This window comes from Flavilitoribacter nigricans DSM 23189 = NBRC 102662 (genome assembly GCF_002646595.1).
In the GTDB taxonomy this organism is placed as follows: Bacteria; Bacteroidota; Bacteroidia; order Chitinophagales; family Saprospiraceae; genus Flavilitoribacter; species Flavilitoribacter nigricans.
On the sequence record NZ_PDUD01000026.1, the window covers coordinates 107686 to 132393 of the forward strand.

At 50.4% G+C, this 24708-nt stretch carries 18 protein-coding genes; 11 read left to right on the forward strand and 7 right to left on the reverse strand.

The window, feature by feature from the left end; all coding sequences use genetic code 11:
- Positions 1–52: 52 nt before the first annotated feature.
- The gene (locus tag CRP01_RS22140; RefSeq protein WP_099152298.1) at positions 53–1306 is read right to left on the reverse strand and encodes a murein hydrolase activator EnvC family protein; all 1254 of its coding nucleotides are present in this window, start codon (positions 1304–1306) and stop codon (positions 53–55) included.
- A gap of 16 nt (positions 1307–1322) precedes the next feature.
- Positions 1323–2093, reverse strand: coding sequence for a DUF4292 domain-containing protein (locus tag CRP01_RS22145; protein ID WP_099152299.1), 771 nt, complete (start codon positions 2091–2093; stop codon positions 1323–1325).
- A 284-nt stretch (positions 2094–2377) separates the two neighbouring features.
- On the opposite strand from CRP01_RS22145, the gene CRP01_RS22150 reads away from it, so the two are divergent.
- Positions 2378–2737 carry a DoxX family protein gene (locus CRP01_RS22150; protein WP_099152300.1) on the forward strand — a complete coding sequence of 120 codons (360 nt, stop codon included), beginning with the start codon at positions 2378–2380 and terminating at the stop codon, positions 2735–2737.
- 96 nt (positions 2738–2833) lie between these two features.
- Here CRP01_RS22150 and proS read toward each other — a convergent pair whose 3' ends face one another.
- Positions 2834–4303: a proline--tRNA ligase gene (gene proS, locus CRP01_RS22155; protein WP_099152301.1), complete on the reverse strand. Its 1470-nt coding sequence runs from the start codon at positions 4301–4303 to the stop codon at positions 2834–2836.
- 313 nt (positions 4304–4616) lie between these two features.
- Between proS and CRP01_RS22160 the strand changes: the two genes are divergently transcribed.
- The 3 genes from CRP01_RS22160 to CRP01_RS22170 all read left to right on the forward strand — a co-directional run bounded on the left by CRP01_RS22160 (position 4617) and on the right by CRP01_RS22170 (position 8873).
- A complete protein-coding gene (locus CRP01_RS22160; protein ID WP_099152302.1) occupies positions 4617–5855 on the forward strand; it encodes a hypothetical protein in 1239 nt (412 codons plus the stop codon).
- A gap of 163 nt (positions 5856–6018) precedes the next feature.
- The gene (locus tag CRP01_RS22165) at positions 6019–7494 is read left to right on the forward strand and encodes a hypothetical protein (RefSeq protein ID WP_143473490.1); all 1476 of its coding nucleotides are present in this window, start codon (positions 6019–6021) and stop codon (positions 7492–7494) included.
- Positions 7495–7649: 155 nt separating this feature from the next.
- Positions 7650–8873, forward strand: coding sequence for a metal-dependent hydrolase (locus CRP01_RS22170; RefSeq protein WP_099152304.1), 1224 nt, complete (start codon positions 7650–7652; stop codon positions 8871–8873).
- Positions 8874–8897: 24 nt separating this feature from the next.
- Here the strand turns inward: CRP01_RS22170 and CRP01_RS22175 are convergent, their stop codons facing one another.
- Positions 8898–9194: a hypothetical protein gene (locus CRP01_RS22175; RefSeq protein WP_099152305.1), complete on the reverse strand. Its 297-nt coding sequence runs from the start codon at positions 9192–9194 to the stop codon at positions 8898–8900.
- Between the two features lie 113 nt (positions 9195–9307).
- Between CRP01_RS22175 and CRP01_RS22180 the strand changes: the two genes are divergently transcribed.
- Positions 9308–9700, forward strand: a complete 393-nt coding sequence (locus tag CRP01_RS22180; RefSeq protein ID WP_143473491.1) for a hypothetical protein — start codon at positions 9308–9310, stop codon at positions 9698–9700.
- 64 nt (positions 9701–9764) lie between these two features.
- Here CRP01_RS22180 and CRP01_RS22185 read toward each other — a convergent pair whose 3' ends face one another.
- Complete coding sequence (locus CRP01_RS22185) at positions 9765–11489, reverse strand: alkaline phosphatase family protein (RefSeq protein ID WP_099152307.1); 1725 nt, start codon at positions 11487–11489, stop codon at positions 9765–9767.
- A gap of 25 nt (positions 11490–11514) precedes the next feature.
- Here CRP01_RS22185 and CRP01_RS42400 point away from each other — a divergent pair, with 25 nt between their 5' ends.
- Positions 11515–11748: a hypothetical protein gene (locus tag CRP01_RS42400; protein ID WP_099152308.1), complete on the forward strand. Its 234-nt coding sequence runs from the start codon at positions 11515–11517 to the stop codon at positions 11746–11748.
- Between the two features lie 50 nt (positions 11749–11798).
- The gene (locus CRP01_RS22195; RefSeq protein WP_099152309.1) at positions 11799–12890 is read left to right on the forward strand and encodes a serine hydrolase domain-containing protein; all 1092 of its coding nucleotides are present in this window, start codon (positions 11799–11801) and stop codon (positions 12888–12890) included.
- Here the strand turns inward: CRP01_RS22195 and CRP01_RS22200 are convergent.
- Entirely contained in the window at positions 12880–15813 is a 2934-nt protein-coding gene (locus CRP01_RS22200; protein WP_099152310.1) for a TolB family protein, read from the reverse strand. The two genes, CRP01_RS22195 and CRP01_RS22200, sit on opposite strands and share 11 nt — an antisense overlap.
- A 227-nt stretch (positions 15814–16040) precedes the next feature.
- Here CRP01_RS22200 and CRP01_RS22205 point away from each other — a divergent pair, with 227 nt between their 5' ends.
- Entirely contained in the window at positions 16041–18806 is a 2766-nt protein-coding gene (locus CRP01_RS22205; RefSeq protein WP_099152311.1) for a 2-oxoglutarate dehydrogenase E1 component, read from the forward strand.
- Between the two features lie 226 nt (positions 18807–19032).
- Here the strand turns inward: CRP01_RS22205 and CRP01_RS22210 are convergent, their stop codons facing one another.
- Positions 19033–20250: an FtsX-like permease family protein gene (locus CRP01_RS22210; protein ID WP_099152312.1), complete on the reverse strand. Its 1218-nt coding sequence runs from the start codon at positions 20248–20250 to the stop codon at positions 19033–19035.
- 354 nt (positions 20251–20604) lie between these two features.
- Here CRP01_RS22210 and CRP01_RS22215 point away from each other — a divergent pair, with 354 nt between their 5' ends.
- The 3 genes from CRP01_RS22215 to CRP01_RS22225 all read left to right on the forward strand — a co-directional run bounded on the left by CRP01_RS22215 (position 20605) and on the right by CRP01_RS22225 (position 24519).
- Complete coding sequence (locus CRP01_RS22215; RefSeq protein WP_099152313.1) at positions 20605–21144, forward strand: hypothetical protein; 540 nt, start codon at positions 20605–20607, stop codon at positions 21142–21144.
- A gap of 1254 nt (positions 21145–22398) precedes the next feature.
- Positions 22399–23451 (forward strand): thiamine-phosphate kinase, encoded by a 1053-nt coding sequence (gene thiL / locus CRP01_RS22220; RefSeq protein ID WP_099152314.1) that lies wholly within the window; start codon positions 22399–22401, stop codon positions 23449–23451.
- A 45-nt stretch (positions 23452–23496) separates the two neighbouring features.
- Positions 23497–24519, forward strand: coding sequence for a M28 family peptidase (locus tag CRP01_RS22225; RefSeq protein ID WP_099152315.1), 1023 nt, complete (start codon positions 23497–23499; stop codon positions 24517–24519).
- Positions 24520–24708: the final 189 nt, after the last annotated feature.

The following is a 24708-nucleotide window of genomic DNA, read 5'->3' on the forward strand; positions in this document are numbered from 1 at the left end:
TGGTCTGCATTTTGGGGGATCGTAGCAGATAGAATTGAATTTGGGAGAGCGCTCATCGTCGCTGTATCCAATGGACGGGATTGAGTTTTTGTTTTTCCCGCCACACCTCGAAATGGAGTTCCGGATCGGATTGCCCCATCCGGCCGACCGTCTGCCCGGCGCTCACCACATCGCCGCGCCCGACCGTAGCTTCATCGAGATTGGAATAAACGGTATAATATGGCCCGTGCTGCAAAATGAGGGTATTCTTATACCCGGGTACGTACTGGACGCCGACTACCTCTCCCGAAAAAATGGCCTGTACTTCCATTCCACTATCGGTACTGATATCGATACCATTATTGGTGATCTCTACACTTTTAATGGTCGGATGGGCCTGGGTACCAAAGTGCCGGGTGATCACCCCGGATTTTACCGGCCAGGGCAGGCGGCCTTTATTCTTTACAAAATTCCCCGCATCTACCACCTTCACGGCGTCCGGAGCGGGTGTGGCGGGCTTTTCATCCGCCTGCAGCGCTTCGGGTTGCCGGGCTTCTTTCCGTTTCCGGGCCATTTCGTTGAAGATGATCTTTTCGATCATATCGTTCAGCTTCTGATGGTCTTCCTGCTGGGACTTCAGTGCCGAAGCGACTTTAGATTCATCCTTTTTCAGGTTGGCGATCAGTTCGTCCATCATGCCGAGTTCGCGCGCCAGCAGGATCTGCTGTTCCTCCGCGCTGAGCAATAATTGTTCTTTTTCTTTGCGCTCGTCTTCCAGCTGCGTGGAACGCGCCACCAGTTCTTCCTGCGTTTCCACGATAAGTTGGGCCTGACGCTTGCGGTAGCGATCGTACTGACGCAGATATTGCCAGCGGCGAAAGGCATCATTAAAACTATTGGCGGAAAACAAAAAGGACAGGAAACTACCGTTTAGGCGGTGGCGGTAGGCGATGCGCAGCATCTGGGCGTATTCGGTTTTCAGGCGGTCAATATCTCCCCCCAATGCGGTGATCACTTCGTCTACCCGAATGATGGCAGCATCGGCGTAATTGAGCTCTTCTTTCAGCGTGCTGACCAGTTGCTGTCGTTTCTGGATCTGCGAGCGAAGGGCAAAATAACGGTTAAGTTTGGTGGCCTTATCCTTCTTGATATTGGCCAGAAGATCATTGTTCTCCTTGATCTCGGTGAGCAGCTGCTTTCGGCGCTCTTCCAGTTCATTGCGCGATTCCTGTGCGGAAACGAGGACGGGAAGCAATAACAGCAGCAGGCCCGTTAGAGTCGTATATAGAACGCCGGAAAAGTTGTTATTTCTAACTGATATGTTCATAAAAAAAGCGTCACCCTCAATCTACACGCGTATAACGAGACGGAATTGAAAATCTGATCTCCTGCGGTACATTGATCTTAACATCCGAAAAGTCGATTTCGATGGCAGCCTCTCCCAGTTCGCTGCTATCTACCTTAATTTGACGAAGATACGAAAAATTCTGCTCCGCATCTAAAGGCTGATAATCTTCCAGCAGCAGGTTTACTTCCCGGCGGTTTCGCAGATCTCCGTAGCGGGTCCGCACCAGCGCCAGGCTGGCCATATCCAGCCAAAAGTGGTTTTCGAGTTGCCCCGAACTGCTGATGAGATGATAGTTGGCTTCCTCCTTGTTCAGGGTCATATCCCGGCTGTTCAGAAAGACCGGATTGCCCAGCAGGATCGCCTGGATCGTCTTGAGGTTGGCCGGAAGATTATAGGAACTCGCCAGGTAATCCAGGCCCTGAATAGTATACTCGTTGCTGAGCCGGTTGATCACGTAAACCGAGTCTTTATCGATCTGCACCCGGGCTACTTCGAATCCCAGTTTACGCACACTCATCCACACCAGACTATCCTTGCGCATGACGATGGAAGCGGAGGCGGATACGCTCTGGTCCTCGCCATCGTAGCTGATCCGGGCTTTGGCCTCCAGCCAGTCGGCTTTCACCTGGTTCTTCACCATATGGTCCAACAGCTTGCCAGCCGTCACATCCTTCACTTTGGTCGTTTCGGGTTTTTTAGCCGATTTGCAGGCCGCAAATGCCAGTAAAATGATCAGTAAAGCCGTAGGTCTCAGCTGGATTAGCATAGTATTTATTTGTCGGATGTAAAATGAATTATAATCGTTTACTGGATGATAACGCAAATTGTTTCCTTCCTGTTTTCCGGGGGGATACGAAAGTCGCGGTACCGGTATTTGAAACAGCACGATTTCGTGTTTGAAATTCAGATTTTAATACCATATCAAAAGTAAATCTCAAAAAATTATTTTGTGTTAATATTTGAACAGCAAATAAAAAACCATACATTTGATTAGATGTACCTACATCAATACTTGAGAAACCCTTACTTTTCTAACCAAACCTATCAGCTATGAATTCCATTTTAGGTATCGGCAAGTATCTGTACGCAGTGCCCTTTGCCATTTTCGGTTTTTTCCACATGACCAATGCCGCCACGTTTAATGAGATGATCGGCCCTCCGGGAGGAGTTGCGATGATCTACATTACCGGTATTTGTTTACTGGCCGCTTCGGTAAGTATGCTTATTGGGAAATTCGATAAACTGGCCGCGGTACTTTTGGCTCTGATGCTGATCCTTTTCGCACTGATCATTCATCTGCCCAATGCCATGAATGGGGATGCCGGTCAGCTACTGAAGGATATTGCGCTGGCGGGCGGTGCACTCATGTACGCCAGTGGCTTTGCGCGGGATAATTCCGTGATTGGATAGCGGGATGAGTTATTAGGAAGTTGGGAAAACCTCCCAACTTCCTAAACGACCTCCCGTCACCGATATTTTCGGTAAGGGACTTAGAAGTTCAAATATCTAGTAAGCTTTGGCAAACAGGACTCTTTGCGACGAAGGTTTGCCCGTGAGAATACATTTTCCTTCCTCTTCTTCCGCATCCAGAGGGATGCAGCGAATGGTAGCTTTGGTAAGTTCCTTGATCTTCAGCTCCGTTTCGGTGGTACCGTCCCAGTGCGCCGAAATGAATCCGGGAATATCCTGATCCAGTACTGCTTTGAAATCATCGAAGGAATCCACTTTGACGGTTTTTTCCGCCCGGAAAGCGGCAGCCCGGTCAAAGAGATTTTGCTGGATATCGGTCAGTAACTGCTGAACGTGGGCCGCGATCCCCTCCAACGGTTGAGATGCTTTTTCCTTGGTATCACGTCTGGCCACTTCCACGACACCTTTTTCCAGGTCTCTCTTGCCGATGCCCAGTCGTACGGGGATTCCCCGCATTTCGTGTTCGGCGAATTTGAAGCCCGGACGTTTCCGCATATCGGTATCGTAGCTTACGGAAATACCAAGGTCTTTCAGTTCCCGCATGATCTTTTCGGCTACTTCGTCGATCTCCGGTGCCGGTTTCGGGATCGGCACGATCACTACTTGGGTCGGCGCCAGTTTGGGTGGCAGTACCAGGCCCTGATCATCCGAATGGGTCATGATCAGACCGCCCATCAGACGGGTGGAAACACCCCATGAAGTAGCCCATACATATTCCTCCTGGTTGTTCTCATTCAGGAATTTTACATCAAAAGCCTTGGCGAAATTCTGGCCCAGGAAGTGAGATGTTCCGGCCTGCAGGGCTTTGCCATCCTGCATCAGTGCTTCGATGCAATAAGTCTCTTCCGCTCCCGCAAAGCGCTCATTCGCCGTTTTGATGCCCTTGATCACCGGCATGGCCATGTACTCCTCGGCAAAGGTCGCATAGACGTCCAGTATCTTCAGGGTCTCCTCTTCGGCTTCCTGCCGCGTGGCGTGGGCTGTATGTCCTTCCTGCCACAGAAATTCTGCGGTACGCAGGAACAGGCGGGTCCGCATTTCCCAGCGCACGACATTGGCCCACTGGTTGATGAGCAGCGGCAGATCGCGGTAGGAGTTGATCCAGTCTTTGTAGGTATGCCAGATGATGGTTTCGGAAGTGGGACGCACGATGAGTTCTTCTTCCAGTTTGGCTTCCGGATCCACTACCACTCCGCTCCCGTCGGGAGCATTCATCAGGCGGTGGTGGGTCACTACCGCACATTCCTTCGCGAAGCCTTCCACGTGTTCCGCTTCGCGGCTGAGGAAGCTCTTGGGAATGAACAAAGGAAAGTAAGCGTTGACGTGCCCGGTATCTTTGAACATACGGTCCAGCTGATCCCGCATATTCTCCCAGATCCCAAAGCCGTAGGGCTTGATCACCATACATCCGCGTACGGCGGAGTTATCCGCCAGGTTGGCCTTTTTCACAATGTCGATATACCACTGCGAGTAATCTTCACTTCTATTGGTAATTTCCTTTGCCATGTCCGATTATGGAATTAGTAGTTTTATTAGTATTTTTGAAATCGCTTCTCGTCATTTAGCAAAAAAAACGACAAAAGAACGGTTTAACAATTTATTAACCACCTAAGCTACTGTTATTCACGTACTTTTGTGTGACTTACAGCCTTCAAATTGCGTCTTAACAATTGTTAAGGCCGGTCTTTCAAGGACTTTAACAGCGACCAGCCCAGATTTAAAAGGTCTTTAACTAAAAAATCGGCACAAAAGTAATAAATTACATGTTGTAAGCTGTATGAGAGTCGCAGTAATTACATTTTTAAAAAACTCAGGCTTTATGAAAAATTATAACTTGTCCGCTTTTCTGATTGCCCTGTTCACGTTAGCATCCGTGAGCATGGCACAGGCTCAGTACGATGACCTGTACTACGATCCGGACACTGATGCCAGCTATTCTTCTTACGACGACTATGACGACGATTACTCATCTGATGACTATTACGAAGAAGATGCTGCTTATGATGATTACGATAACAATACGTACGACTATTACTACACGTCGCGTATCCGTCGTTTCCATCGCCCCTACTACGGATTCAACTATTTCGATCCCGTTTATGTGGATATGGCTTATTACGATCCATTCATCCGTCCGAACGGTGTGACCGTGCTGATCTATGATGATTACTACGGCCGCAACAGCTGGAACAACTGGAGACGTTACAATCGCTGGAACAGCTGGAACCGCTATAGCGCGTTCAACAGCTGGGGTTCACCATACTCTAGCTTTAACCGCTGGAATAGCTGGAACTCCTGGGGTTCTCCCTACGGATTCAACAACTTCGGTGGCTATAATAGCTGGGGAGGTGTAGGTTACGGTGGCTTCAACAACGTATACTCTAATTATTATTGCCCACCTTCTTGGGGAAGCGGTAATACTTACAATACCGTATACAACGTAAACAACTCACGTGGTAACAATGGCACCAGTCAGGGAACTTACTCCGGACCGCGCAGAAGTGGTACTGTAGCAACCCCGCGTTCTACTACCCGCACGGTAGATAACACGCTGAACCAAAGCAACCCGAGAAGTGCTACTTCCCGGAACGGCGACATCAACGCCAGACCGAATCGCACCAACTCCGGTTCACTGGAGCGCCACACGATCCGTTCCGGCCGCAACGTAGGTTCTACGGATTCTCGTACTCGTACGACCGTTACGCCGAACCGCAACGTTGACCGCAACCGAATTAACAATAGTCGTACCCGCAGTACTACGACCCGCCCGAGCATGAACAGCAGAACGCGTTCTACCAGCCCGAGCCGGACGTACAATCGGAGTACTTCTCCTTCCCGGAGCTATAATACTTCTCCTTCTCGTTCTTACAGCCCGAGCAGAAGTACCACTCCTTCTCGTTCTTACAGTCCGAGTAGAAGTACTACGCCTTCTCGTTCCTACAGTCCGAGTTCTAGTCCGAGTCGTTCTTCGTCCGGAAGTAGTATGAATCGCAGTACGCCGAGCCGCTCATCCGGTAGCAGCAGTGGACGTACTCGTTCCGGTGGTGGTGAGAAATAATCAACTATCCTGAATATTTGCTGTTCTACTTAGTATGGAACAGATAAAAAGTGGGTGGGGAGTGAAAGCTGTTCCACCCACTTTTTTTATGACCATGATTGGAGTTACACCGATGATTAGTTAATCGAACGTGATCAGAACTCACGGTTAAAAAAAAGAAAAGATGAATCTAAAGCATTCCAGCATACTTTGCTCCATTTTCTTCCTAATGGGATGCCTAATACCGCTCAGCGCACAGAACCTCAACGATGCATTGCGCTACTCTCAATACGATTATTTCGGCACCGCCCGTTCGGCCGCAGTTGCCGGAAGCCTCGGGCCGCTTGGCGCCGATTTTTCGGTGATCAGTACCAACCCGGCGGGGATCGCCTGGATGCGTCGATCTCAATTCGTGATCACTCCGATGTTTAACCTCTATACGGGTAATACCCAGTTGACGAACGGGAATAACAGCGAGATCAGCGAAACGGCTTCCAGCTTAAGCCTGGCTAGTTTGGGACTGGTTTTTTCCGGAACTTCCCGGAACCCCAACTGGGTTAATGTCAATTTCGCGATGGGCTTTAATCGCCTCGCGGATTTTAATCGCGAAACCGTTTACCGCGGTATGTCTCAGGGCTCCATCGTTAACCGTTTTACCGAACTGGCAAACAGTGATTTCGGGCTCGATGAATTTGAATCCGGCCTGGCCAATGATGCCGGCGCTTTCCTGATCGACAACGGTACCGGATTTTACTTTTCGGATTTTGACGATGCGCCCGGTGCGGTAATTGAACGCGAACAGACCATTACTACCAGTGGCGGCGTGAATGAACTCTCTTTTGCCGTTTCTGGCAATTATGATAACCGTTTATTGATCGGTCTCGGTCTTGGACTTCCCTTCGTCAATTACCTGGAGCAAAAGAGCTACTTTGAGAGTGACGTCAATAACGAGGTACCGGCTTTTGAGGATCTCCAGTACGATGAGAATCTGACCACCACCGGTATCGGGTTCAATGCCAAGCTCGGTATTATCTACCGCGTCAACCAGATGGTTCGCGTGGGGGCGGCCATTCATACCCCCACCTGGTTCAACCTGGAAGATAACTTTAGCACATCCATGCTTTACAGTTATTCTGAGGGCGGACAGGGTAATATCGGATCAGCATCTTCACCCGATGGTAATTTCAGTTATAAACTGGCCACCCCCTGGCGCATGAGTGGCGGCGTTGGTTTTATATTCGGTCGCAACGGATTTATTTCCGGTGAACTGGAATGGGTCAATTTCGCTAATAACAAGCTTGGCTTTTCCAGCTTTTCCGAAGATGAAGATATTGCCAACCGGGATATTTCCGAAGAACTGGCTTCCTCCATCAATCTCAAAGTAGGTGGAGAGTATGCCTTTCGCCAGTTTCGCTTCCGGGGTGGGGTTTCCCTGCGCCAGCCGCCTTACTCCAACACCGATGGCCTGCCGGCGTTCAATACGCAGCTCAGTCTGGGCTTAGGCTATAGTATGGAAAGTTTTTTCCTCGATCTGGCAGCCCGCCGCAGTATGACCGAGGAGATCTACCGTCCCTACCTGACGGCCACCTACCCGGAACAGGTATTCAACAACACAACTAACTATACCCGGATCCTGCTGACGCTCGGATTCCGGTTCTAGATCCTGATCCTCCTTTCCGGATCATAACGGGATGCAGATACGATGGCTATCTGCATCCCGTTTTTATTTCCCCCGCACATACGGGCCGTCTTGCTGATTATTAGAGTGTACTCCTGTTTTTATTTGTAATTTGACGACCTAAAAATTATCAACCGATGGATTCTCTGACCCAAATCACACTAGGCGCTGCGGTAGGCGAAGTCGTATTAGGTAAAAAAGTGGGCAACCGCGCCATGCTTTGGGGCGCCATTGCCGGCACCTTGCCCGACCTGGATGTGGTGGCGAATGTGGTTTCCGATGAGATCAGTGCGCTGGCTTTCCACCGGGCCATTACTCACTCGGCGCTATTTGCGATAGTGGCACCCCTCGGAATGGCCTGGCTCACCCATCGCCTGTACATAAAACGCGAAGAGCGACAGGGAAGATTCCGGTACGATCTTACCAAGGTCTGGCTGGGGCTGATGGCCATCATCACGCTGGGAAGCATTGGTATGCCGATCGGTATTTTTGACACCCTCAAGATCGGTTTTGCGGTGAGTAGCACCATGATTGCGCTCGTAATCATGGTCTATACACGCGAGCGATGGCGAAAACGACAAAGTCTGAATAGTAATGCCAGTGTACGGGGCTGGGCCTGGCTGTTCTTCTGGGCCATTCTTACCCATCCGCTGCTGGATTGTTGTACGACTTACGGCACCCAACTGTTCCAGCCATTCTGGGACTATCGGGTCGCTTTTAATAATGTTTCCGTAGTAGATCCCCTGTATACCCTTCCGTTTCTGGTCTGCGTGATCATTGCCTCCCGTATCACCAATAATTATCCGCGCCGACGTCTATTCAACTGGCTGGGTATTGGGCTGAGCAGCGCCTACCTGCTCTTTACCTTTTTTAATAAATATCAGGTTGATCAGGTATTCCAGCGTTCCCTCGACGACGAGCAGATCGTCTATAAACGCTTTTCTACTTACCCCACCATTTTCAACAATCTGCTCTGGCAGGGAATTGCCGAGGGCGACAGCAATTATTACCACGGGGTCTATTCCATTCTGGACGAAGATCCCAAAGTGGAATCCTTCACCATCATTCCGAAAAATCACGAATTCCTGCATCCCCACGAAGGGGATCGGGTGATTGAGATCCTACAGTGGTTCTCCAATAATTATTACAGCGTTTCGAGGCTCGATGGCGGGGATCTGCAGTTTAATGACCTGCGTTTCGGTTCTATCGATCAGACCTTTGATGAAAGTAGCGATTACATATTTTCTTTCCGGCTTAGTCTGGATGAAGAACATATTATCGAGGCGCACCAGCGGAGGGCCCGTGGGCAGGCGGCCGAAAATGCAATGTCCGACCTGTGGGAACGCCTGAAGGGGAAATAACTCCCCTCCAGGACTTTTCTTTTTTTAGGCAAAAAATGCGAATATCCCCAATGCAGCCGAGACAAATCCCCAGTACTGCATTTTAATCCAGAAAAGCGTGTGATCGTTTTTAAACTCGATCTGTTCACCGGTCTGGTTGTCGGTCATTACCCTTCCCGGTGCGGCGTTCCATTTAGTGCCGAGGTACCAGACCGCGGCGCCTCCTAAAATGTAGCCAAAACCAGAAGCAATTGGAGTACTACCGAAAATGAGTTGAAAAATGAGGGCGGTGCCAAAGGGGATTACCAGGCTGAGGAAGCCCAGTCCTTTCCAAACAATCATGAGAAAAGTTTTTGTTATCAAAGAGAGTACTATCAGTGGCTAAGATAGCTTTTTCTCGCATATGAAACCGCCAAACTCCGGTGTAATTGCATCTCTCCCACCAAAATCTAATCATGAAAAGAATGCTATTCTCAATGCTCGCAGCAAGCCTGATCACGATCTTCGGCTGCGGGGAAACCACGCTACAATCGGATCAACTGGTACGTAAATGGGAAATGGGGACCATTATGCAAAACGGGCAGGACGTCAGTGATCAACACAATCCCGAAAACAATCGCTGGATCGAACTTAAGGCCGACGGCACCTTCGTCAGCGACGGCGATCCCTACGGACGCAATACCGGGAAGTGGAGCTACGATGAAACCACCAGTGAACTTTTTCTAGACAGCGATGCCGGCGAAGGAGACGACAGTTACTGGACCATCAGTTCCACCGGTGATCAGTTGGTACTGAAAGGCGCCCGCTCGGAATTCACCCGGGAATTCAGCATGGTCTGGAAAAAATAAGCGGAATAAACCGGCCCCGGTTTATTGCAGCTGCAGCTATTCAACCGCCGGAGGTGACTTGCGATCACTCCTGAACAGCGAAAGTCACTTCCGGTAATAGTTGTCCGTCGAACTGATTGGGCGTAACCGTCAGGTGCATCAGGCGGGCTAAAGTCGGTGCAATATCCACAGTAGCGACCCGCCGGTCAATCCTTTTAGCCGGCAACCCAAAGCCGTAATATACCATGGGAACGTGGTTATCGTATTCGTAAGGAGAACCGTGGCTCGACCCGTTGGCCGCGTAGGCAACCAGATAATTTTCCTTGTACCTCAGCTTAATATCGTGGCCCCGCCCCGGGAATGTGGATCGCTGATAAAGCTCCAGATAAGGGCGCGTGGGATGCTCGATCTCCAGATCTTCCTGTGTGAATGCATCTTCAATGAAATACATTTTTTCCAGCGCATCCGCGATCTTTTTGCGCAATTCCTCCGGTTTTATACCCTTTTTGCCGGCTTCCTGATAATTCAGGCTCACACCCGTATAATTAGCCGTGTGGATGATGGGCGAGCTAAGTCCCAGCGATTGCTGCATATTCTGATCAAACTGATCCATGATCTCCCGAAACTGGGTGATCGTGATCCGCTTGGCATCGATACCTTTTTCAGCGGCCACCTCCGGCATTGTCACTACTCCGTGATCCGCGCTCAGCACCACCAGGTAATTATCGCGTCCGACCTGCTGATCCAGGAAAGAAAAGAACTCTTCCAGGTATTCATCCAGCCGCAGATAATAATCCATGACCTCCTGGCTATCCGGCCCGAAATGATGGCCGATAGCATCGGCGGTGGAGCAGCTGATCATCAGCATATCCGGTACCTCGTCGGCTCCCAGCTGGTTGCGTGTGACCAGCTCACGGGCAAAACGCAGGGTGAACTTATCTCCGAAGGGAGTGGTCCAGAACATTTCCCGTTCCCGGGATTCCGGGCGTACGAAACCTCCCATGCGGATCTTGGTGTGCGGGAATTCGGGCAAGAAGCGGGCATTCTCCTGGATAACGCCGTCCGGTCCGGCCAGTCTTTCGTATACGGGATCATTGCCCAGTCTTTTATGCCAGCCCTTTTCGATCTCGTCTTTTAGATATTCCCGGCCTACCAGCTCTCTCGCCCACTGCGGATATCTGTTGCCGTAGTAAGACGAAGAGATGTAACGACTGTTGATATCATCGTACCAGTAAGCCTGATCCGGTTGTTTACCTCCGAGCAGGATCGCCGATCGATCTTTGAAAGCGACCGCATATACCTTACTCTGGCGTTGGTCCTTTTTCAACCAGTCTCCGATACCCGGTACCGCCAGACTCACGGGCGAATGACTGGGGCCGTTCTCATCCGCGCCTACCATAGAAGCCCTCGGATCCTCCACGGCGTACTGCATTTTTTGGGTGCTGCGGTTATAGAAATCATTGGCAATAATGCCGTGGCGTTGCGGATAGCAACCGGTAGAAAGGGTGGCATGCCCCGGAGCCGTCAGCGTCAGGCCGTGTTCATGGTGGGCATTTTCAAAGACCATCCCTTCTTCCCGCAGGCGCTTCAAACCGCCGGTATACAGACTGGAAAAACGATCGAGGTAAGAGGATCGCATCTGATCGACGGAAAGCAGGATCACCAGACGGGGAACAGGGTCTCCACCCTTATCCGTCATCACGGGTGGCTCGTAACTGGTGGGGGCGGAACTAACTTTTCGCCCACAGGACAGAAAAGTTAGTACAAGGACTAACAAAAAGGTATGTAAAAAAGGCAGCTTGTTCTTCATTGGAATATGCAATTGTCATGGGTAGATGATCAGCGGCAAGGTCCGGGATGGCTTCGGATTTTTTCCGAATGCTGTAGAAACCGGAATCGCTTTACCGGAGCAACCAGAATTATTTATTAAAGATACAATGGAATACCCCTTTGAGTTGTATCTTGATCCTCAAGAGGCCATTTTAAGTCTCCGACAACCGATACCGTTCCGCCCGGCATTAGCCGCCCAGGTTTTCCAATGCTTTGACTCCGGGGGAGACTACAATTAAAAATAGGCTACAAGATCCTGTAATTTCTTGACCATCAGAACCTGTACATTATGACCCGCAACTATCTGCTCGTTTTACTCCTGCTCATCAGTAGTTTGGCCTGTAAAACGAATCGCCCGCTTACTGATCCCAATTACCAGACTGCTATTGCCCAGGCGCGGAAACTGGTGCAGGATACCCGTCGTGACAGCCATTTCCCGGGAATTGCCGTAGCTGTTTCCGTTAAAGGCAAACTGGTTTGGTCCGAAGGTTTCGGTTTTGCCGATATCGCCGAGCAGGAACAGATCGATCCCGACCGCCATCTGTTCCGGATCGGCAGTATATCTAAACCACTGACGGCAACCGGGCTGGCTTTATTGTACCAACAGGGAAAAATAGATCTGGATGCCCCGATCCAGACGTACGTACCGTCTTTTCCGGAAAAGGAATACCCGATTAGCTTACGGCAACTCGGTGGTCATCTGGCGGGAATCCGGCACTATAACGGCACCGAATTCTTAAGCGACAAAAAATACGAAACCGTACTGGAAGGGCTGGATATCTTCCAGGATGATCCGCTTCTGCACGAACCCGGCTCCAAGTACGCCTACAGTAGTTACGGCTGGAACCTGATCAGTGCGGCTATGGAAACAGCCGCCGGCGAAGATTTTCTCAGCTACATGGAAGAGAAGGTTTTCGATCCGCTGGACCTGGAACACACCTTTGCGGAGCATATGGATCAAACTTATGAGGACCGGGTGAGTTTTTACGAACTGAAGAATGACCAGCTGGAATTGTCACCCTACGTCGATAACAGCTACAAGTGGGCCGGTGGTGGTTTTATCTCCACGGCGGAAGACATGATCCGCTTCGGCAATGCGCACATGCATCCCGGCTTTCTGAACGAAGAGACCTGGCTGACCTTTACCCGGAGCCAGACCGATAACAACGGAAAAATGACCAACTACGGCATCGGCTGGCGCAGTGGTGAGGATAACAAAGACCGGGAATGGTTCGGTCACAGCGGAGGCTCCGTGGGCGGCACCAGTTTTCTGGCTATATATCCGGAACAGGAGATCGTGGTGGTCACCCTGGTTAATCTAAGCAGTGCCCGACTCAATAATCTGCCGTTCCGGATCGCCAATCAGTTCCTTACTCAGTAATACTGATCAGTAGGAAGTCAAATTGATGCTGGTTCCCGTTGGGGGCGTAGGGGGCATCTCTCAAATAGCTGTAACGCACACCAAAATCTACTTCCAGCAAACGCAGGAAGCGAACATCGAAGCGCAACTCGGCACCGTAGGAAAATATGTCATTTTCGAAATTGAGCTGTCCGTAGTCGATAAATCCGTTCAGTTTGATCCGCTTGACGAAAGCCAGCGGACCGATCGCCAGATCCGGATAGGCGAGGGGCAGCGTATAATTGGCCGATAAGCGCACGATATCGTCCGCACCAATAGCTCCGTAGCCCCGCGGGTAGATGAAGAAATTGGAGAAGCGGTAATTATCCAGGCGGTCCAGTTTCTGGTATCCCGCATTCAGGTAAAACCCATGCGAGGGGAAGAAGGCCGGCAAATAAATATCTCCCCGGGTCACAAAATTGAATCCGGAAAATAAGTCATTGCCCACCGTCGCCCGGTATCGCGTATCGGTTACGATACCCCAGTGCGGCGTGAGGTGCTGTACCGCCTGCCTCCGGAACAGTCGCCAGCGCAATCGCAGATCGATGGCATTCAGATCCGTTTCGGCCAGAGGCTCCAGGTATAGATCCCGGAAACGGGGCGTATTATTGGGCCCAACATTGATCAGGGTATCGATACCGCGATCCGGGTTATCCACATTTCCCTGTGGGTTAACGTGAAAACGATCGAATCTGGCGATCAGATCCAGCCGGTGTACGGCATTGCCTTTGGAAAAATTGAATGGCAATTCCACCCCGGCGGTAAGCTTATTCTCCGTCCATTCTTCCACGTAGGAAGCAAAACGGACAATGGAATCGCTTTCCGCCCGGTAGTTGATCAGTCGGGCCGCGCGGTTCTGGTAGCTGTATCCCAGGGTAATGATCGGGAACAGCTCAGCGTACCGTAAATTGCTGCTGAAGGTCCATTCTTCTTCGTTCAGATTGTAATAGGCGCCGGCGTCGATGGACAGGGTGCCGAATTTATTATCGGAAAGAATGCTTGCCCCCACTTCCGGCGGATCCAGTTGCGGCAGCCAGGAATGAACGTTGATCAATCCGCTCGTTTTATTAAACTTCCGAACGGGGAATTTCTCGTCCGGCACCGTCGGCACGATCGTACCGCCCTCCTGTCGGGCCAGTTCTTCGGCATAGGTCGGTAATCGATCTTCTGGGGCGTTTACGTCGACTGTTCTCCAGGTACTTTCATCGAGCTCTTCCTTTAGTATATCAAAACCGTTGGTGCGAAAAGCGCTGTAGGCCAGCATCCGGCCGTTGGGAGAAACCGCCGGCTGAAATGCCCCGATCGGATCCTCCGTGATCTGCCGAATGGCGCCGCCACCGAGGGGAACCGTATAGATCTGATTGACGCCGGTATAACCCGCGGCGAAATAAACGTTATCGCCCCGTACTTCCGGATGGTTGAGCTGCCGGGGAGTAGCGGGCGTAATGGCCTCCATGCGGCCGGTAGCAGGATCAATTCTGTACAGTGCCTGTCTTTCGTTCCTTTGTCCGATCACCACGATGGCCGAACCGTCCGATGTCCAGCGCGGGAACTGAAAAAAGTAAACATCCGGATTGGGTATTTGCCGGATAACTTCCCCTCCGGCCGGATCGATCACCACCAGGCTACAAGTCCCGTTGGGCGTAACCTCTACGGCTACGATCCGGTCGCCCCTTTCGGTGATCGCCGGGGAGAAGTACTTGGATTGACTGGTTAGCTGCCGTTTGGAACCCGTGGATATATCGTAGGTACGGATCACGGAATAGGTCTGATTGGAACGGCGAAGATCAAATCCGTACTCCGCCCAGACCAGCCGGCCATTGCCCTGCGAAAGGGTGGACTCCGGTGCGCTCAGCAGTACCCCGGAGTTTGTCAGTTTTTGTTCTACGCCATCGGGACGCAAGCGATAGTACATCGGCAGTTGATCGTATCCCCTTTTCTCTACGACCAGGTCCGCGTCGTCCAGCCAGCGCGGATTGGTATAGTTGACGACCGTTTTTTTCCTAAAGCGATTTACAATGGGGCTTTCTTCCAGAGCCCGCGCGCCGGGGGCTCCGCTCTTCCATTTTGATTCCAGGTCCTGCCGCATGGCCTGGTAAAATTCCCTGGTACCGAGCCCGGTCCGTTTTTTCAGACTTTTACTAAGCGGGAAAAATAGCCCTTTATAACGGACGGCGTCGTTTACTACGCCGGACCACAGTTCCTCTCCGAAGCGGGTACGCCCGTAGCCCACCATATAATAACCCAGACTGTACCAGTTGGGCACAAAATCTTTCAGAGATCCGGCGGCGGCCTTTTCGTATCCATAGTCGATGCCGTCCAGTATCAGTGCCCGCTGTTCCATGGTGAATGCCGGTTGCCGGCCCCGACCGGACAGGGTGAGGGCCGTTTCCTGTACGGTAGCGTCGCCTTCGAAAAACCAACGCGGCAAAGCCGTAGCGGTAAAACCACCCCAGGCCCAGGAACCGAAGATCGAGCGGGCCAGACTGGTCAGTCCCCGGCGGGAATTTCCAAACTGCTTGACGTGCCGGAATTCGTGGATCGCCAACTGATCCAGCCAGTCCGTTGCCATATTAAAAGGAGTGGGGGTCAGGTAAAATTCCGAGCGGAACGGGCCAACCGTCACGAAGCCGTTGGGCACCACCGTCTGGTTTTGCAGCAGGATGGTGACCTTTTTCATTTTGTCGCCAATAGAGGCATTGTTGTGATCCCACAGATAGTGCGCCACATTTGCCACCCTTTGGGCCCGGATATCGTTCCCTTCCGGAAAGATAACCTGTACCTTATCGGTATTGATCTGCTGCCATTTCAGGCCAAAAGGGTTCGCTCCGATCGTATTGGCCGGGATCTGCGCGTGCAGGCTTACGCCCCATAACCCCAGCAAGAAGAGGATGAAAATTCTCATAAAAGCATTTTAAGGATGCTAATTTATTACAAAAAAAACTGGTCGACCAAGAAGGTCCGGAGATTAAGTGGAAGGAGGGAAACAAATCCTGGTCTTAACAGTTATACACGAAAGGAAATGAGAATAATTAGTGCCTTGTTGTCGTTTCCCGTAGAATAATAATTTTTTTTCTTGTTTTTTCAAGCGAGGTGATGGTACTTTGCATAAATATTCGAATGCAATAAGAAATGACTGATTTTTCATTTATAGCCAACGCACATCCCAACTATATAGAGTCCCTCTACGAACAATACCAAAGTGAACCGGAGGAATTGGAGAGTAGTTGGCGGGCCTTTTTTAAAGGTTTTGAGTACTCCAGTGGTGGGAACGGCAACGGCAGCCATACCGGCGGCGGCGTTGCTACTGAACAATTATCCAAAGAGCTGAAAGTACTTTCGCTCATTAAAGCATACCGCGACCGCGGCCACCTGTTGTCTACGACCAACCCGATCCGGACCCGCCGGGACCGGAAACCGACCGTGAACCTCGAAGACTTCGGCCTCAGCGAATCGGACCTGAAGCTGCCTTTCTTCGTCAGCAAGGAAGTAGGTCTGGAAAACGCGACGCTGGGCGAAATCCTGGCCAAATTGCGCCGGATCTACTGCGGTAATATCGGCTTTGAATACCATCACATCAACGACCGCGACCGCCGTCGCTGGATGCGCGCGCGCATCGAAGCCCACGATCCGGCCGACTACAATCTGAATAAAGGAGAAAAGCGCCGTATCCTGGAGAAATTGAACGGTGCGGTGATGTTCGAGCGCTTTCTGCACACCAAATATATCGGTCAGAAACGCTTCTCCCTGGAAGGTGGTGAAAACGCCATCGTGGCCCTGGACGGTATCATCCGGCAGGCTGCCAGCGACCGGGTGGAAGAGATCGTGATCGGGATGGCCCACCGGGGCCGTCTGAATGTACTGGCCAACATCATGGGTAAAACCTACGGCCAGATCTTCAACGAATTTGAAGGAACCGCCGTACCGGACCTCAGTTTTGGGGACGGTGACGTAAAATATCACCTGGGTTATTCTTCCCAGATCCAGATGGACGAAAAGCTCGTTCACCTGAAACTCGTACCGAACCCCTCCCACCTGGAGGCCGTCAATCCCGTAGTGGAAGGTTTCGCCCGGGCCAAAGCGGACATTCTTTACGAAAGTGATTACGATCGTATTCTGCCGATCCTCATTCACGGGGATGCCGCAGTAGCCGGTCAGGGTATCGTTTACGAAACGGTACAGATGAGTCAGCTGGAAGGTTATTACACCGGCGGTACCATCCACTTTGTGATCAATAACCAGATCGGGTTTACCACCGACTGGGATGATGCCCGTTCTTCCACCTATTCCACCGGCGCGGCGAGCGTGGTGCAGGCGCCCGTTTTCCACGTCAACGGGGATGATCCGGAAGCAGTGCTGTTCGTAGCCAAGATGGCGATGGAATACCGTCAGGAATTCAACAGCGATGTGTTCATCGATATGGTTTGCTACCGTAAACACGGCCACAACGAAGGGGATGATCCTCAGTATACCCAGCCGGAGATGTACCAGATCATCAACAACCACGCCGATCCGCGGGAGATCTACTCCAAAAAGCTGATCGAAAGAGGGGACCTGGACGCCGAACTGGCCAATGAACTGGAAAAGGAATTCTGGAACGTGCTGCAGGAACGTCTCGACGAGGTAAGAGAACACCCGCTGCCCTACGAATACCAGGAACCGGAACTGGCCTGGAAACAACTGAAAAAGAAAACCACGGCGGAAGACTACAGACAGTCACCGGAAACGGGCGTGGATCGTAAAACGATCGATAAGATCATCGATCACCTGATGACTCTGCCCAAGGGTTTCACACCACTGTCTAAAGTCAAACGTCTATATAAAGGCAAGCAGAAGTTGCTGGATGAAAACCAGCTGGACTGGGCAATGGCCGAATTGCTGGCCTATGGCACCATCCTCCTCGACGGACACCATATCCGGATGAGCGGTCAGGATGTTAAGCGGGGTACTTTCTCCCATCGGCACGCGGTGATCCGGGATGCCAAGACCTTTGAAGCCGTCAACCGCCTGGACAATATTGCCGTTCAGCAGGGTGAATTCCGCATCTTCAACTCCTTCCTCTCCGAATTCGGAGTACTGGGTTTTGAATACGGTTATTCGCTGGCCACGCCCGAAGCCCTGGTGATCTGGGAAGCGCAGTTCGGTGATTTCGCCAACGGCGCCCAGACGATGATCGACCAGTTCATTACGGCCGGCGAAAGTAAATGGCAACGGATGAGCGGTCTGGTTATGTTGCTGCCCCACGGCTACGAAGGCCAGGGACCGGAGCACTCCAGTGCCCGCCTGGAACGTTTTCTGCAGGCCTGTGCGGAGTTTAACATGACGGTAGCCAATGTGACTACCCCGGCCAACTTCTTCCACCTGCTGCGTCGCCAGCTGGCCCGGCCTTTCCGGAAACCACTGGTCGTAATGTCTCCGAAATCGCTGCTGCGTCATCCGGAGTGCATTTCCAGTATCGAAGAATTTGAAAGCGGACACCGTTTCCAGGAATTGATCGACGATCCGGAAATGGGGACAAAAGCGAATAAAAAAGTAAAACGGCTGCTGTTCTGTACCGGTAAGATCTATTACGATCTGCTGGCTTACAAACGCGAACAGGACCGTCAGGATGTAGCTATTGTCCGGCTGGAACAATTGTACCCGCTGCCCGGAAAACAGATCAATGCGGTATTCAAGAAATATCCGGAAGCCGATCCGATCTGGGTCCAGGAAGAGCCCAGCAATATGGGTTCCTGGCAATACATCAGCTCCATGATGCACAACGAAGAAGTTGGGCTGAATAAGGATCTGGCTTTTGTAGCCCGCAAATCCAGCGCGTCTCCGGCCAGTGGATTCAAAAAAGTACACGATGCCGAGCAGGCGGATATTATCCGCAAGGCTTTCGGTGATGATAAATAGCAGCCAGGCTTAACTGGATAAAAAAAGGGATACTGACCGGCTGGTCGGTATCCCTTTTTCATTTCCTGCTGTGCTGACATCAGATTGGCTTGGGCAATCCAACACAATTTGAGTGCAGTACATCCGGAAAAAAAACAACGTCAGCGGGAAATCTCCCGACGATGTCCGCCCGACCGATAGACGCTATTTGCCAATATAGTTGTTTGGTAAATTATCCTCTCCTGCGCTACTCCTCCCGGATCAGGGCACTTACCCGTTTGGCGCGCAGGGCCGGCGGTATACTGGCCATCAGTCCGATCGCCAAAACCGTCAGCACCACGATGATAAAATCAAAGAAGCGCAGACTAACCGGATAGCTGTCGATGGAAGCATTACCGGGGATGGTAATGATGCCCACCGTTTTCTGAAGTGTATAGATGCTGATGGCCAGAATGAAGCCGATGATGAGGCCGATTGCCGACAGCAGCAGTCCCTGGTTGAGGAAGATGTTACGGACCAGGTTGTCCGTAGCGCCCATCGATTTCAGGATCACGATATCCGATTTCTTTTCCAGCACGGCCATCCAGAGCGCCCCGATGAGGTTAAAGGCGATCATGATCATCATCAGACCGGCGATGGCGTAACTGAGCCATTTTTCGATCTTCATCAGCTTGAAAAAGGATTCCTGTTGCTGGTAGCGGTTCTTCACACTAAATTCTTCGCCCATAACCTCCTGGATCGCATCGATGGTCTGGTCGGTTTCAAAACCCGGCAGCAGTTTGATCTCCAGGGCGCTGAGCTGGTCACTCAATTGCAACAGACTCCGTACGAACTCCAGGTCCGAAAGGATGTATTCTTTATCAAATTCCTGCTGGGCAATAAAGGTGCCTACCGGATAGAGGTATTGCGTACGAAACGGCGTGGGATCCATGGGGTTAGGCCGGCGTTTGGCCATATACACCCCGATGCGATAAAAGGGATCTTCAATATCTACCGCCAGTTTGTTGCGGATACCGATCCCCATCACGCCGTAGGTGGATTCTTCATTTTTGAGCGCAAACTTACCTTCCCGCATGACCGAATCGACATTCGCCACATCTATATACTGATCGTCTACTCCTTTAATAATACCGAAGTCGACGTTTTCCTTGTACTTGAATACCGCCACTTCTTCCAAGGTGCGGGAGATAAAAGCCACTCCCGGTACGGATTTCAGTTTTTCGATCTTGATGCTATCCTCGGTAAAGGTCTTACCCTGCAGTGGGGCCACTTTCACATCCGGATCAAAATTGCTGTACATACCGGTGATCAGGTCCTCAAAACCATTGAATACGGATAATACCAACAATAGCGCAGCCGTACCTACCGCAATGCCGAATACCGCAATACCGGTGATGATATTGATCGCATTGGTGGATCGCTTGGCGAATAAATAGCGACGGGCTATTTGTAAGGATAAATTCATAGACCAAAAATAGGTAGGATACGGAGAAAAACGACGGTATCTCCTAAAATTATATGTTAGAACCTCTTTAATTTTTAGTATTTGGCCCGCGGCGCTTACCCATTTGCAGCTATTTGCCGAACCGGACCGACCGTACTCTCCGGGAAACCCTACGCTTTACATTTCAGTAGCGGACATAGGGTTCATCTTATCCGGGATCACTAAAACGCCCGGCTCCTGGAAATGTTTTAAGGCAGTGTCCGGTAGTCTTTCACCGGTTTAAAAGGAGATTTCACCCTTACCGTGGGTACATCTTAACGCCACCAGACACATCCTGGTGAACCTACACATCTTTCCACCTAAAGAATCACTATTATGAAAAAGTTTACCACCATCGCTTTTTTTGCATTTTTCCTGATCGCCACGACCATTCAGATCGCCCAGGCGCAGGTAATCAGCAGAACCAACACCACCCAGGACCTTTCCGCCGCTTCGTACACCAGCGGAGCTATAAAAGGTTCCATTGTCATTGCAAAATCGAGCATTCCCAACACGACCAGCATCAATCAGATCGCCGGGATCATCAAACAGGGCCTGAGGGCTTTCGAGTTTGTCCCGCAAAATAATGGCCTGGTATCCGACCAGTACATTCACGTCAATAAGGTCAGTCCGGTGGCCGCCACTACCGATATAGCGGTAAAATCCAATACAGCCAATTTTATTATCGAATACACTATTCACAAAGTGCCCCTTATGCGGCCGATGGTAGTCCGGTTAACCGGTCAGGCGGCAAAAGACATCCGTTTTGCGGTAGAACCCATGTTGAAGAATTTCCCGGTCGCATACCTGACCGGTTGCGATCGCACTTTTGAGTGCTACAACTTTAAAGGCATCTTCATTCCTTATATCAAGTAAACCAATCCCGCCCGAAAGGTCGGATTTTGCTTCCGCAAAAGATCCCAAATTGCTCTCCGGAGTGGTTTGGGATTTTTAATTTTTAAGGAAATGTAGAATCTGGAGAAGAAAATTCAGGGGAAGAACAAAATTTTTATTCTTTTTTTTCAAAAAAAACTTTGCCGAAGGAGGCTAAAAAATACAGCAGATCAATTCAAAAACAATTTATGATGCTAAAAATCAATTTATTATAAAATAATCATTCCGGAAATCATACTCAGTAAATCTGCAAAATGTACTACCGGACCTGCCTTCACTTATTGATATTTGTATCATCAAAGGAAATGAACGGGAATAATAGCAACGTTCAATAATAAGACGACCTACTACTAACAACAGGAAAAAAAATTGCAGACTCACAATGTGAGTCTGCAATTTCCTGAGAAAGTAGAGATCCAATGATAAAACTTAAACCTCAAAAGAAATAAGGGTATCAAAGGATATCCTTGTATTTGGTATGTAGATAGCCTCTCAAAGCTCTTTTGGAAAACCGGTTAGCACAATCTGACCGGTTTCTTTTTTTAGGCTGATAACAAAGATATATATAATTCGAGCAAAAGGAAAGTTTTTAACTAAATTCTTGATGATAAAGTTGGTATACTTTCCTGATTACCCACTTCTTTCACCTCTTTATACGGCCTACCTCAAGTTTAGTTGCATTACGGATTCAAAATATTATACTTTTTATACTTTGTATAGATATTAATCCTATCCACCAATCATTTTTCCCTGCAAAACAAGTTGTTAAATAAAAAATAAGGCCCGAAGCATTCCGGGCCTTAAGTAGTGCGCTGGTCGAACACCTTACATGGTGTATCATAGTGTAGTTTTCCCAAGCGCAACATTTTTTCCTTGTTTCCAGGCAGAAAGGAGGGTGTACCCACTAGGAGGTACACCCCATCCACAGTAATCTACTTGAAAATTGTACGTAACCTGAATCAATAATTTTGGTAAGATTAAACTCTCAAAGCTCAGCTTTATAGCTCAAAAGGTTGTTATAGTCCATGCAGCCTAAGAATTGGTGGTCGCGGAAGTTCCGAACACACCGGTGCTCAACATCCGGCCGGAAGCAACAATACCCGCTTCCAAACTGAATCTTACGCTGTACAGACAAAAAATCGGCTAAGGGAAAGATGAATAGAAACTTTTGCTCGTTTGGTATTAACAGCTACCTTCGCCTGGAGGCCGCGATCCTTATCTATAAAAAGCAGGACCATGTCAACTAACGAAAGTAAACGAACCGAGCTAGGCCAGTTAGGCGAATTCGGTTTGATCGAACATTTAACCAAAAATATCAAATTAAAACATCCTTCATCGGTTAAAGGAGTGGGGGATGATGCTGCGGTCCTTGATTATGGCTCGGGGAAAACCGTAGTGTCGACCGATCTGCTCATCGAGGGGATTCACTTTGATCTATCTTATACGCCATTAAAGCATTTGGGTTACAAATCCGTGGTGGTAAATCTATCGGATATTTACGCCATGAACGCCCAGCCCAAACAGATCACCCTATCGTTGGGTATCTCCAACCGGTTTTCGGTAGAAGCGCTGGAAGAATTTTACGCCGGCGTACAGGCAGCCTGTGATTTTTACGAAGTGGACCTGGTGGGCGGCGATACCAGTTCTTCCAACCGGGGTCTCATCATCAGCGTAACCGCTCTGGGGACCGGCGATGCGGATAAACTGGTATACCGCAATACCGCCAAAGTCGGAGATCTCATCTGCATTACCGGAGATCTGGGTGCGGCCTACCTCGGGCTGCAGATCCTAGAACGGGAAAAGCAGATCTATTTGTCCAACCCGGACGTTAAGCCGGATCTCGAAGGACAAAACTACCTGATCGGCCGCCAGTTGAAACCGGAAGCCCGCAAAGACGCCATCGCTGCCTTTGCGAAAGCAGGCCTGGTACCCACAGCGATGATCGATATTTCCGACGGCCTTTCTTCCGAGCTATTCCACATCTGCGGACAATCCGGAGTAGGCGCCTTCGTAGAGGAGAGCGGCGTTCCGATCCATCCGGACGCCCAGATGCAGGCGATCAATTTCAACCTGGATCCTATTACCTGTGCCCTGAGTGGTGGTGAGGACTACGAACTGCTTTTCACCATCGACCCGGCGGATATCGACAAGGTCAAATACCTGCCCGATATCTACATCGCCGGTGAGATCACTCCCGCCAGCGATGGGATCAAACTGCATACCAAAGGTGGGAATATCCACGATATTCAGGCGCAGGGATGGCAGCATCTGGGAAAAACCGACGCGTAGGTGCGGGGACTTCAATACAGAATATCAACCTATTGATCACTACATATGAAAACTAGAATCTTAAGTTTATGTTGTCTGCTGATCCTGGCTGCCTGCGGCAGTGACAGCACGACCGACGAAGCGGACAACGGCGAAACAACGGAAAGCAATACCGTGCCGGTACCGGCCTTTAATCGTGATTCTGCCTATCAGTACGTGGCCCGCCAGCTGGATTTCGGGCCCCGCGTGGTAAACAGCGAAGGACACGCCCGGATGAAAGAATGGCTGGTAAAGGAAATGCAGTCTTTCGGGGCGACGGTTATCGAACAGCCTTTCGAAGCGAAGGCCTATACCGGGGAAACGCTGAATGGAACGAATATCGTTGCCCAGTACAATCCCGGCGCATCCAATCGCATTTTACTGGCCGCCCACTGGGATACCCGCCCCTTTGCGGATTCTCCCATCAATACCGAAAGGAGAGATGAGCCCATCCTCGGTGCCGACGACGGAGCCAGCGGTGTGGGCGTACTGATGGAAGTGGCCCGCCAGCTCGGACAAAACCCGATCGATCTCGGAGTGGATATTGTTTTTTTCGATGCGGAAGATTACGGAGAATCGAAAGAGGAATACGCCAATGAGGAAGAGCAGCGCGCCAGTATTTATTCCTACGGCCTGGGCGCCCAGCACTGGTCGCGGAACAAACACACCGGTTCCAGCTTTCAATACGGTATCTTATTGGATATGGTCGGCGCCCGCAATGCTTACTTTCCCAAGGAAGAGTACTCCCGCTATTTTGCCGCCAATGTGGTGGATAAGATCTGGAAACTCGCCCAATCCATGGGTTACGGTAATTATTTTGCCGATGCCGAAGGAGGTGGGGTAACGGATGACCACTTCTTTGTGAACACCATCGCCAATATTCCGATGATCGACATTATCAATTTGCCGCCCGATTCGGCCAACAAAAGTTTCGCCGATCATTGGCATACTCACAATGACGATCTGGATGTGATCGATAAGCGCACCCTGCGCGCCGTAGGCCAGGTTATCCTCGCTGTCTTGTACCGGGAACACAACGGTACTATCTGATCCTGGTACCCGGGATACAGCGCGAACGATCAAGAGCCACGAAATGCTTTTCGAGTCTCCTTTAGCCGGAGGCCGGAAGCACTTCGCGGCTCTTTTTTTGGCCCCGTTCCGATCCATTTACCGAAACGGCCCCATTGCTGATCACTTGTTTATCCTCACCAAAAGCAGTTTTTGAAAAAAAATTTAAAA